Annotated in this window: 11 protein-coding genes and 1 pseudogene; 8 read left to right on the top strand and 4 right to left on the bottom strand. The window is 65.4% G+C overall.

Annotated features, from left to right (window positions below; all coding sequences use genetic code 11):
- Positions 1–349 precede the first annotated feature (349 nt).
- Both EN853_RS20130 and EN853_RS20125 read right to left on the bottom strand, forming a co-directional pair.
- Positions 350–1,401: pseudogene (locus EN853_RS20130) on the bottom strand (IS110 family transposase).
- Between the two features lie 113 nt (positions 1,402–1,514).
- Complete coding sequence (locus EN853_RS20125; protein WP_127861075.1) at positions 1,515–2,432, bottom strand: LysR substrate-binding domain-containing protein; 918 nt, start codon at positions 2,430–2,432, stop codon at positions 1,515–1,517.
- A gap of 107 nt (positions 2,433–2,539) precedes the next feature.
- Here EN853_RS20125 and EN853_RS20120 point away from each other — a divergent pair, with 107 nt between their 5' ends.
- The 7 genes from EN853_RS20120 (at position 2,540) to EN853_RS20090 (ending at position 8,088) form a co-directional block, all read left to right on the top strand.
- The gene (locus EN853_RS20120) at positions 2,540–3,817 is read left to right on the top strand and encodes an MFS transporter (RefSeq protein WP_127861076.1); all 1,278 of its coding nucleotides are present in this window, start codon (positions 2,540–2,542) and stop codon (positions 3,815–3,817) included.
- 153 nt (positions 3,818–3,970) lie between these two features.
- Positions 3,971–5,152, top strand: coding sequence for a cell wall hydrolase (locus EN853_RS20115; protein ID WP_127861077.1), 1,182 nt, complete (start codon positions 3,971–3,973; stop codon positions 5,150–5,152).
- Positions 5,153–5,419: 267 nt separating this feature from the next.
- Positions 5,420–5,812 carry an AtpZ/AtpI family protein gene (locus EN853_RS20110; protein WP_127861203.1) on the top strand — a complete coding sequence of 131 codons (393 nt, stop codon included), beginning with the start codon at positions 5,420–5,422 and terminating at the stop codon, positions 5,810–5,812.
- Positions 5,813–5,880: 68 nt separating this feature from the next.
- Complete coding sequence (locus tag EN853_RS20105) at positions 5,881–6,639, top strand: F0F1 ATP synthase subunit A (protein ID WP_126085299.1); 759 nt, start codon at positions 5,881–5,883, stop codon at positions 6,637–6,639.
- Between the two features lie 78 nt (positions 6,640–6,717).
- The gene (locus EN853_RS20100) at positions 6,718–6,942 is read left to right on the top strand and encodes a F0F1 ATP synthase subunit C (RefSeq protein ID WP_027164582.1); all 225 of its coding nucleotides are present in this window, start codon (positions 6,718–6,720) and stop codon (positions 6,940–6,942) included.
- A gap of 62 nt (positions 6,943–7,004) precedes the next feature.
- A complete protein-coding gene (locus EN853_RS20095; RefSeq protein WP_127861078.1) occupies positions 7,005–7,586 on the top strand; it encodes a F0F1 ATP synthase subunit B in 582 nt (193 codons plus the stop codon).
- 10 nt (positions 7,587–7,596) lie between these two features.
- A complete protein-coding gene (locus tag EN853_RS20090; protein WP_126095303.1) occupies positions 7,597–8,088 on the top strand; it encodes a F0F1 ATP synthase subunit B in 492 nt (163 codons plus the stop codon).
- A gap of 130 nt (positions 8,089–8,218) precedes the next feature.
- On the opposite strand, the gene EN853_RS20085 is transcribed toward EN853_RS20090, so the two are convergent.
- Together EN853_RS20085 and EN853_RS20080 are read right to left on the bottom strand one after the other, a co-directional pair.
- The gene (locus tag EN853_RS20085; RefSeq protein WP_127861079.1) at positions 8,219–8,917 is read right to left on the bottom strand and encodes a ribonuclease HII; all 699 of its coding nucleotides are present in this window, start codon (positions 8,915–8,917) and stop codon (positions 8,219–8,221) included.
- Between the two features lie 160 nt (positions 8,918–9,077).
- Positions 9,078–10,232, bottom strand: coding sequence for a PA0069 family radical SAM protein (locus EN853_RS20080; protein WP_127861080.1), 1,155 nt, complete (start codon positions 10,230–10,232; stop codon positions 9,078–9,080).
- A gap of 148 nt (positions 10,233–10,380) precedes the next feature.
- Here EN853_RS20080 and EN853_RS20075 point away from each other — a divergent pair, with 148 nt between their 5' ends.
- Positions 10,381–10,884, top strand: coding sequence for a glycosyltransferase (locus EN853_RS20075; RefSeq protein WP_127861081.1), 504 nt, complete (start codon positions 10,381–10,383; stop codon positions 10,882–10,884).
- Positions 10,885–11,037 lie beyond the last annotated feature (153 nt).

Raw genomic sequence — 11,037 nt, 5'->3', positions numbered from 1 at the left:
TATGGCGGATTTATCTTCAGTCTTGGTCATGGTGGCGTTCCTTCGCGGGAATCGGTGACGTGAACAATCACCAGCCTGCCATGACCGCCCTCTCGCAGCGAATTTGCAGAACTCTCAGCACACTACCTCTTGGGCTATCCCTGTCTAGGTGTCGGGCGTTGGGGACGATGGGCCCCAGCCACATAGTACCACACGGGAATTCCCCACCGTGGTCCACATCCCGTCGCCGTGCTGCCCGGTTTTTTCCGCCGGGAGATCCGGCGCGGGCAGAGCCCCCTCAATCCGGCGGCGCCCGCGCCGGGCGCGCGCTTGCCGGATCCTGATCTTCAATGCAGGAGCGCACTGTATCTCAACGCACCGGTTCGACCTGGTGGCCGATGGCCCACAGGAAGGCTGCCATCTCGCGCGCGATCGCCGCAACGACGATGGGTTTCTTCTTGCCCGCCGCCATCAGGCGCCGGTAGCGGGCGCAAAGCCGCGTCTGCGCCTTCCAGGCGATCTCGCGCACCGCCTTCGGCAGACCCTCGAGCCGGACGCGGCGGGCGCGGCGATTGCCGGCCAATGTCAAGCCGCCGCGCTTGACCGTGTCGCCGGTCGAGCGCTCCGAGGGCACCAGGCCGAGAAAGGCCATCAGCTGGCGCGGATTGTCGAAGCGGCGGACATCGCCGACTTCGCTGACAAAGGTGACGGCGACGATGAAGGACACACCACGCAGCGCCTGATAGGCCGCCACCACCGGCGCCATCGACCAGCTCGGCACCAGCTCGGCCAACTGCGCATCCAGCCGCTCCAGCCGAGCCTGCGCATCGGTGATCACGTCGACCTGGTCCTGGAACACGATCTGCTGGGCCGGATGGTCGAACTTTTGCGCCGCCAGCCAGCAGGCATGGGCCCGGCTCCAATGCTTATGGCCGCTAAACACCCGGCCATGGCGCAACAGGAACGAAAGCAGCATCTGGCGCTTCTTGCGCAGATCCTCGCTCGCCGCGGCACGCACCCGCACCATGTCGCGCACCGCTTCATGCACCGCGTCTGGAACCCAGATTCCCTTCAGTTCTCCGGCCCGCAGCAGCCGTGCTAGGCTGACCGCATCGCGCCGGTTGGTCTTGACGCGCTCGCCCGCACGCTTGGGGATCAGCGACGGCGCAACGACATCGCAGCGCTGGCCGAGCGCAACGATCTGGCGGTACAGCCCGTAACCGGTCGGGCCGGCTTCGTAGCAGAAATGCAGGCGAGCATGCTTTCTCTCCAGCTTGCGCACCAAACGCTCCACGGCCGCCGGCGTCGCCTCGATCTCGCCGAAATACCGGACCTCTCCATCCCGTCCGCCTTCGGCGGCCGCTATCGCGTGCTTGGCTTCGACACATCGACACCGACGTAAAAAACGCTATCTTCTGTCACGGCCCGTCCTTCCTTTGCTTGGGGCTCGGCTCGGGCACGCCCGAAGCAACCCCCGTTTGCTTACAGCTGCAAAGACTAAGGGCGGGCCACCACTCACACCACGGTCATAACGTCTAGGCAACCTCTCTCAACTCCTTCGTCACAGCCCCTTCAGGCAGCGTCTCCAGCGCCGCGTGCAGCAGAATCTCCGCCAGCCGTGCCGCCACCGGATCGAGCTCGGCATCCTTCTGATAGAGATGCAGCGCCATCTTCGGCAGCGCCGGTAGCCCGAGTGCTCCGGGCGCAAGCGCCCTGACATTGGCGGGCAGACCGATACCGGTGCGGATCGTCAGCCCGAGACCGGCCGCCACCGCTGCCCATATGCCGCCGAGGCTGGGGCTGGAGAAGGCCATGCGCCAGGCGAGGCCGGCGCGGTCGAGCGTTTCGGTCGCCACGGTTCTGAGCAGGCAGGGCGCCTCGAACACCACCAGCGGCAGCGCCTCGCCGTCGCGCGCGCCTGCCGCAACCGGTTTCGCCGGGCCGATCCAGCGTGCCTGCACGTCGGCGACATGCCGGCTGTAGGGCAGCGACGTGCCGTCGTGCCAGGCGAGGGCAATGTCGAGGCTGCCGGACACGACACGCTCGGCAAGGTCATGGCTGCGTCCGATCCGCGCCTCGATCCGCACCTTGGGATGGGCGCGGGCGAAACGGCCGAGCACTTCGGGCAGCACGGCTTCGCCGAAATCCTCCTGCAGGCCGAGCCGCACCCAGCCTTCCAGCTCGACGTCCCGGATGGCGGAAGCCGCCTCGTCATTGAGCTCGATCAGGCGTCGCGCATAGCCGAGCATGGTCTCGCCGGCCTCGGTGAGGGCCAGGCCGCGCCCGGCCTTGCGGAAGATCGGCGTCGCCGCCTGCTCCTCCAGTTTCTTGAGCTGAGCGCTGACGGCTGAAGTCGATCGGCCAAGCCGCTCGGCCGCCTTGGCGAAGCTGCCGAGCTCCATGCCGGTGACGAAAGTCCTGAGGACGTCGAGATCGAAAGTGACGCGCCGCATGGTATTGTCCTTGTTTTCAGGATTGTTGATCAAAAACTTCCTGATTTTTCGAATGAAGCTATGGCGCTACATCCGTCACGTCAAGGCCAGTCAACGGGAATGGAATTATGTCCGCCATCGTCTCACCCACCGATTGCGATCCGCCAGAAACAGGCCCCTCCGCCGGCTCGGCCGGCCGGACTTTCGGACCCAACCACCGCTGGAAGGTGCTGGGCATCGGCGTCGCCGCCAATGCCGGCTTCTCGGCCACCTTCTCCGGCATACCGGCAACCGCGGTGGTGATGCGCCAGGGCTATCACCTCGGCAATGCCGAGCTCGGCCTGGCGCTCGGGCTTCTCGGCCTCGGCGTGGCGCTGAGCGAGTTGCCCTGGGGCGTGCTTACCGACCGCTGGGGCGACCGCCGCGTGCTGCTGACCGGGCTCGGCGCGACGGCGGCCTGGCTCTTCATCATGGCGCTGCTCGTCGTGCCGACAAAGCTTGCGGTTCCAGGCGTCACGCTGCTCTCGGCGAGCCTGCTTGTCGCCGGCTTGGTCGGCGGCAGCGTCAATGGCTCCAGCGGCCGCGCCATCATGGGCTGGTTCGGCGAAGGCGAGCGTGGCTTTGCCATGAGCATCAGGCAGACGGCGGTGCCGCTCGGCGGCGGGCTCGGCGCGCTGGTCCTGCCTTCGCTTGCATTGGCGCTGGGCTTTACCGCGGTCTTCGGCCTGCTTGCGGCTCTGTCCGCGATCTCCGCTTTCTTTGCCTGGCGCTGGCTGCACGAGCCGCCGACGCAAGGCGATGCGCACGCCGCCGCCGCGACAAGCGGTCCGGCGCCGCTGCGCAACATCGAGGTCTGGCGCATCTCGACAGCCATCGGCCTGCTCTGCTTCCCGCAGGTGGCGGTGCTCACTTTTGCTTCCGTCTTCCTGCACGACTTCGCCGCCATGGGCACCTGGGTGACCAGCGCCAGCCTCGCCGTCGTGCAGACGGGCGCCATGGCGATGCGCGTCTGGAGCGGGCGCTTCACCGACCACCACGGCAACCGCCGGCCGTTCCTGAGGTTTTGCAGCGCGCTCAGCGCGGTTGCCTTCCTGGCCCTCTGGCTGCTGGCGATCGCCGCCGCAGCGCAGCCGGCGCTGATGGCGGTGCTGCCCGTCATGGTGGTCCTGGCCGGCATCTCCGTTTCGGCCTGGCACGGCGTTGCCTATACCGAGCTTGCCACGCTTGCCGGCGCCGGCCATGTCGGCACCGCGCTCAGCCTTGCCAACACCCTTGTCTTCGTCGGCTTCTGCCTGGTGCCGATCGCCATTCCATGGCTCTTGCTTGTCTTCGCATGGCCGGGCGTGTGGCTGGCAGCCGCGATCTGCGCGGCGATTGCCTGGCCGACCTTCCTGCGCCCAGCCTGATCCACCGAGCCTGATTCCCGGCTGGCTTTCCGCGGGGGCGGGAAGCCGGTTTGCCTTCAACATGAAGAAAACACGATCGATGCCGTTAACCGACCATCAAGGTTAATGCTTCATTTTGGCTCTCCGGGGTCAGTAGCGTTTCTGGAGAGTTCCGTGCATCGACGCGTCTTAAAGCGGCTCGCCGCCGCCGCCGTTGCGAATAAACCTTCCTTCCTTCCTTCTTTGGCTCTGGGGCTCGGCATCTGGGTCGGCTTCCCCTCCGTTGTCGCCTACCAGGACATGGCGAGCCTCGTTTCCGGGCTGGAGTCGCCGCACGCCCGCTGGAACGCCTATGTCGAAAGATCCGTCGCTGGTTCGGTGCACGCCGCCGAAATGCCTTTCGTCGATTCGGCCGCCACGGGCTCGATCTCCGGCTCCGGCGTGGCATTGCCGGGCGTCGGCACGGTGGCATTCCGCGGCAAGGGCAATGTCGCCGGCGCCACGCCCGATGAGGACCGTGTCGTGCGCGCCGACAAGAAGGGCCGCCTCGTCCAGGTCTCGCCGGTGGCGCCGCCGAAGAATTTCAGCGCCGGCTCGATCTTCGAGCGCACCTCGTCGCTGCTCCGTCCCGCGATGGACAGCGGCCTGAAACTTACCTTCGCCAAGCCTGGCATCAAGGGCAAGGAAGTCCAGATCGCCCAGGCCTTCCATATCCGCGAGGACAAGAAGCCCGATCCCGGCCTGCCGGCGGCTCTGGTTGCGCTCGTCAACAACGACAAGCCGGACATCCTCGCCACCGCTTATGCCCCGTCGGCGCCCGACTACGCCAAGGCCTCGCCCTTCGAAGCGCTGCTGCAGGACGATCCGAACGATGGCCGCTTCATCCCGCCGATGGGCAAGGGCGACCACGCCTGGATGCAGAACCCGCTGCCGGCGGCCGTCTTCTCCAAGCCGGAACAGGAATGCCTCGCCAAGGGCATCTATTTCGAGGCGCGCAGCGAACCGGTGCGCGGCCAGGCCGCGGTGGCGCAGGTGATTCTCAACCGCGTCCGCAATCCCGCCTATCCCAAGACGATCTGCGGTGTCGTGTATCAGAACGACAACTGGTTCAACCGCTGCCAGTTTTCCTTCGCCTGCGACGGCAGGAAGAAGCGCATCACCGACCCGGTTTCCTATAAGACCGCCCAGGATGTCGCCATGGCGGTGACCGCCGGCAAGATCTTCATCCCCGAGGTCGGCTCGTCGACGCACTACTATGCCAATTATGTCCATCCCGGCTGGGCGCGCGCCATGCATCGCATGACCAGGATCGGCCTGCATATCTTTTACCGCACCTATGGCGGCGGCTGGAGCTGAGCCGCCTAATCGGCGCCCTCCGTCAACGCCGTTTGTCGCCCGCCGCGCGCGTCGATCGGCGCGGCTTGCCGCGCGGATTCGCGCCGAGTCCTCGCGCGAGCGTGACGGGCACGATGTCGCACCTGAATAAGCTATTGATTTAAAACATAAAAATACATCACTTTGAAGTTCGGCCCGTGGCTTGACGGGCGCGGACCCTCTAACTATGTTGCCGGCGACTTTGGAAGCGGACGGACGGTGATAGTCTGCCCGGGCAGGGGGGTTGCGATGGCCAACAAAAACGGGCCAGACGGAACCGGAGAAACCGGCCGAGGCAAACAGCATGAAGCCGGCATCCGCGACGACGAACTTGAGCGCCGCCGGCGCGAGCTTGAAGCATCGCTTGCATCAAGACGCGCGGACCGGCTCGAGGGGAAAGACGAAGCGAAAGCTGCGACCGGTTACGGTCAGGCACTGAAGCTGTCCAGCGAGTTCATCGCCGGAGTGGTGGTTGGTGTCGGCTTGGGCTGGATCATCGACCGCTTGGCAGGAACGGCGCCATGGGGTCTGATCGTTGGCCTGCTGCTCGGCTTTGGCGCCGGTATACTCAATGTCCTGCGTTCGGCGGGACTGGCGCCGCAATTCGGCCAGGGCGGCGAGCCGCGCGAGCCGAAGGAATAAGATGAGGCGTGCCGCGAGGCGCGAAAGCGAACTTAAGAAGCCGGTTGTGGCTTTGACGGGGATATAAAGTGGCTGCTGACAAGGTCGATCCGATCCACCAGTTCCAGATCCATCCGATCATCCCGCTTCATATCGGCGGCTACGACGTCTCTTTCACCAACTCCGCCCTGTTCATGGTCGTGACGGTCATCGTCGCTTCTGCCTTTCTTTACATGAGCACCGCCAGCCGCGCCCTCATCCCGGGCCGCCTGCAGTCGGTCTCCGAAATGGCCTACGAGTTCGTCGGCAACATGCTGCGCGACGCGGCGGGCAAGCAGGGAATGCAGTTCTTCCCGCTGGTGTTCTCGCTGTTCATGTTCGTGCTGGTCGCCAACCTGATCGGCCTGTTCCCCTATTTCTTCACCGTCACCAGCCACATCATCGTCACCTTCACGCTGGCCGCGCTGGTGATCGGCACCGTCCTCGTCTACGGCTTCGCCAAGCACGGCTTCGGCTTCCTCAAGCTGTTCGTGCCGCATGGCGTGCCCGGCTATCTCCTGCCGCTGGTGGTGGCGATCGAGATCATTTCCTTCGTCTCGCGTCCCGTCAGCCTCTCGGTTCGTCTTTTCGCCAACATGCTGGCCGGCCACATCACGCTGAAGGTGTTTTCGGGCTTCGTCGTCAGCCTCAGCGCGCTGGGCGCCGTCGGCATCGCCGGCTCGGTCCTGCCTTTAGCCATGGCTGTCGCGCTGACGGCGCTCGAACTGCTGGTCGCCTTCCTGCAGGCCTACGTCTTCGCGGTGCTGACCTGCATGTACCTGAACGACGCTCTGCACCCGAGCCACTGATCGATTTTCACCGGCGCCCCGGCGCCAGCATACCCAACGTACCAACCGCAACGATTACGGAAACAACAGGAGTTTGAAATGGACGCAACTGCAGCAGCTGCTATCGGCGCTGGTATCGCCTGCATCGGCATGGGCGGCGCCGGCATCGGCCTCGGCAACATCTTTGGCAGCTATCTCTCGGGCGCGCTTCGCAACCCGTCGGCTGCCGACGGCCAGTTCGGCCGCCTGATCTTCGGCTTCGCCGTGACCGAAGCTCTGGGCATCTTCTCCCTCCTCATCGCGCTGCTCCTGGTCTTCAAGTAAGAAGCACGCGCTGACGAAAGGGGCCGCATGGTGCGGCCCCGCCGTATGGACAGGGGAATGAGATGTTCGTGACATCTGCCTTTGCGCAAGAAACCGCGCCAGCCGCGGCCGAAGGCGAGACGCATGCGGGCACCACCGTGCCTGCCGAGGAGCATGGCACGTTCCCGCCGTTCAATGCCGAGACCTTCCCGTCGCAGATTCTGTGGCTGGTCATCACCTTCGGGCTCTTCTATCTGTTCCTGAAGCGGGTTGTGATGCCGCGCGTCGGCGGTATCATCGATGTCCGCAACGATCGCATCACCCAGGATCTCGACCACGCAGCAAGGCTGAAGGGCGAGGCGGACGCTGCCGTTGCCGCCTATGAGCAGGAACTGGCGGAAGCCAAGGCCAACGCCAACAAGATCGGCCAGCAGGCGAACGACGCCGCCAAGAGCGAAGCCGAAAGCACGCGCAAGAAGCTCGAGGCGGAACTCGAGAAAAAGCTCGGCGAGGCCGAGGCGAGCATCGCCTCGATCAAGGCCAAGGCGATGAAGGAAGTCGGCACGATCGCCGAGGACACCACGTCAGCCATCGTCGAAGCGCTGGTCGGCGGCAAGACCGACAAGGCCGAGATTTCGGCCGCGGTCAAATCCGCGAGCCGGTGAGGAGCGCAACATGGACGCCACATCACTTGCCACGCTCTGGGCCACCATCGCCCTGATCATCTTCCTCGGCGCCGTCATCTATCTGAAGGTGCCGGGCATGCTCGCCAAGTCGCTCGACGCCCGCGCGGCAAAGATCAGCAGCGAGCTCGAGGAAGCGCGCCGGCTGCGCGAGGAGGCCCAGCAGCTGCTCGGCCAGTACCAGCAGAAGCGCAAGGAAGCCGAGAAGGAGGCCGCCGACATTGTCGCCGCCGCCAAGCGCGAGGCTGAGCTGCTCGCTTCCGAGGCGCACAAGAAGACCGAGGACTATGTCGCCCGGCGCACCGCGCTTGCCGAGCAGAAGATCAGCCAGGCCGAGCGCGAAGCGATCGGCGAGGTGCGTGCCAGCGCCGTCGACATCGCCGTCGAGGCAGCCCGCGCGCTGCTCGCCGCCAAGGTCGATGCCAAGGCCGGCGCCGATCTGTTCAAGTCGGCGCTGCAGGACGTGAAGGCCAAGCTGAACTGAGCCTCATAACGTTCGAATCAAAAAGCCGCCTGGGGCAACCCGGCGGCTTTTTTGCTTGATAAGGAAGCGGGGCGCCGAAGCTGCCAATCCCCCACAAGGGGAGATCAACCGTCGCCACCGCTGCCGCTACTTACTCCAGCCCGGCGAAGCTCTCTTCCTCTTCCGTCACCTCGGCCCCACCCAGCCGGAACGGCGCGAACGAGGCGCGGTGCAGCCTTGCCACCGGTCCATGCGTCTCGATCGCGGTACGGTGCCGGACCGTCGCATAGCCCATATGCACCTCGAAGCCGTAGTGCTCGTGATGGCCGCCGCAGCTGCACATCATGCGGTCTCGCATCACCTTGGCGACGATCGAGGCAGCCGCGATCGATTGCGAGCGCTGGTCGCCCTTGATCAGGGCGCGGCCTTCGCAGGCGAGGCCGGGCGGCACATCGCGGCCGTCGGCCAAGGCCAGTTTGGGCTGCAGCGACAGGCCGGCGGCGGCGCGGCGCATCGCTTCAAGGCTGGCCTTCAGAATATTGCTGTTGTCGATGCCCTCGGCGCTGATCGACGCCATCGAGACGCTGAGCGCGGAGCCGAGGATTTTCAGGAACAGCGCCTCGCGCTGCAGATGGGTGAGGCGCTTGGAATCGTCCAGGCCCTCGGGGATGTTGGCCGGGTTGAGCACCACGGCGGCGGCCACCACCGGGCCGGCGAGCGGCCCGCGGCCTGCCTCGTCCATGCCCGCGACTGGCCACAGCCCATCCGCCATCGCCTTCGTCTCGATCGAGAAATCGGGCTTCTCGACGATTTCAAAGAGAAGCGGAGAATCGGAACGCGCGCGAGCCATGGTGCGGCGAGGTTCGCATCGGCTCCGATTCTCCGCAAGTCCCTCCGGGTCGGATGGGGCGTCGGACCGGGAGGGCACCGTCTCACGGCCGGGGGACAGGGGCCGGACGGGATTGTCGGTCAGGGCACGGCCATGAGGCAATGCCCTGACTTTGTCTTTGTCAAAGCAGCATCAGCTGCTCGCCGGCGCCGGAGCCTGCGACGAACTGGTCGGTCCGAAGCTGCCGGCGCTCGACATTGAGTCCGAGCCGCTTGGCGGCGATCTCGAAGCGCCGGCCGATCTGCCAGGCATAGGGTCCGGCGCCCTTCATGCGCTTGCCCCACTCCGAATCGTAATCCTTGCCGTCGCGCATAGAGCGGATCAGCGACATCACATGCCGGTAGCGGTCCGGATAATGGCGCAGCAGCCAGTCCTTGAAGATCGGCGCCACTTCGAGTGGCAACCGCAAAATGACATAACCGGCTTCCCGAGCCCCTGCGGCCCGCGCCGAATCGAGGATGCGTTCCAGCTCCGGATCGTTGAGGCCGGGAACGATCGGCGCCACCATCACCGAAGCAGGGACGCCGGCATCCGAAAGCTGCCTTATCGCCTCCAGCCGCTTCGTCGGCGTCGACGCGCGCGGCTCCATGGTGCGCGCCAGCATGCGGTCGAGCGTCGTCACCGACAGCGCCACCTTGGCAAGGCCGCGTTCGGCCATGCGCGACAGGATGTCGATGTCGCGCGTCACCAGCGCCGACTTCGTCACTATGCCGACCGGATGGCCGCGGGCCTCCAGCACTTCCAGGATCTCGCGCATGATCCGGTACTGCTTCTCGATCGGCTGATAGGGGTCGGTGTTGGTGCCGATGGCGATGGTCCGCGGCTGGTAGCCGGGCTTCGACAGTTCTCTGTCGAGCATGCGCGCCGCGTCGGGCTTGGCGAACAGCTTCGATTCGAAATCGAGCCCCGGCGACAGGCCCATGAAGGCGTGCGTCGGCCTGGCGAAGCAGTAGACACAGCCGTGTTCGCAGCCGCGATAGGGATTGATCGAACGGTCGAAGGAAATGTCCGGCGACTCATTGCGGGTGATGATGGTGCGCGGCTTCTCGACCTGCACTTCCGTCTTGAACGGCGGCAGCTCTTCCAGCGAGTTCCAGCCGTCGTCGAACACATGCCGGCTGACCGGCTCGAACCGGCCGGAAGGATTGATGCCGGCCGAGCGTCCACGGTTGCGGTCCGGCCGCACGCGCATGCCACTCTGTTCCATCATCGCGTTTGCCATCTCGGCTCTGCCTGCTCCGAAGGCAGCAATGTCGGCGCGGACGATCTGTTCCATTTTCGCCCTTTCCCAGGGGCTGTCGGCAGGCTGTCGAATCGCTCTGTTCATGAAACTATTCCTATTTTGCCGATGAGAACAAAGCAAGAACTTTTTCGATCGGGGCGCGCAACTGGCGCGGCGCCGCGCTTTCCGCTATTCGGCTAAGATGCTCAGCGTTCTCATCGAGACCAGGAACGACGAAGAAGGCCTTGCCCGCACGCTCGCCTCGCTGATCGGCGGCGCGGTCGAAGGCGTGGTGCGCGACGTCATCGTCTGCGACGCCGGTTCGACCGACCAGACGCATCGGCTCGCCGAGCATGCCGGCTGCCACTACGTCGCGGGTGCTGTTGCCGCCGGCATCGGCCAGGCCAAGGGCGACTGGCTGCTGCTGCTGGAACCCGGCGCGCGGCTCGGCGAAGGCTGGATCGAAGAGGTCGCCGCCCATACCGCAAGGCAGACGATGCCAGCGCGCTTCTCGCGTGCCCGCGCCAACCGCGCGCCGTTCCTGGCCCGGGTCTTTTCAGGCAACCGGGCGCTGGCCGAAGGCCTCCTCATCAGCAAGCGCCAGGCCTCGGCTCTCGCCAAAAATGCGCGCAGCGCCGAAGCCTTGGCGCGAGGCCTCGCGACCAGGAGGCTGAATGCCGAGATATGGGTAGCGCCCCCGAAGTGACGCCGGCGCCCATGAAAGGGGAAAGGCCGGGCGGCAAATTTCAGCCATTGCTTTATTGTGCGTTGCACAAAAACGAAGGGGACGCTAGCATCTCTCCATGCGGGACAATCGGGTTTGGGTATTGTCGAAGCGATAGGTGATCGTCGCTTCGTC

Origin of the sequence: Mesorhizobium sp. M1C.F.Ca.ET.210.01.1.1, from assembly GCF_004791585.1 — a bacterium.
Lineage (GTDB): Bacteria > Pseudomonadota > Alphaproteobacteria > Rhizobiales > Rhizobiaceae > Mesorhizobium.
This window is presented reverse-complemented; position numbering and strand designations above follow the sequence as displayed.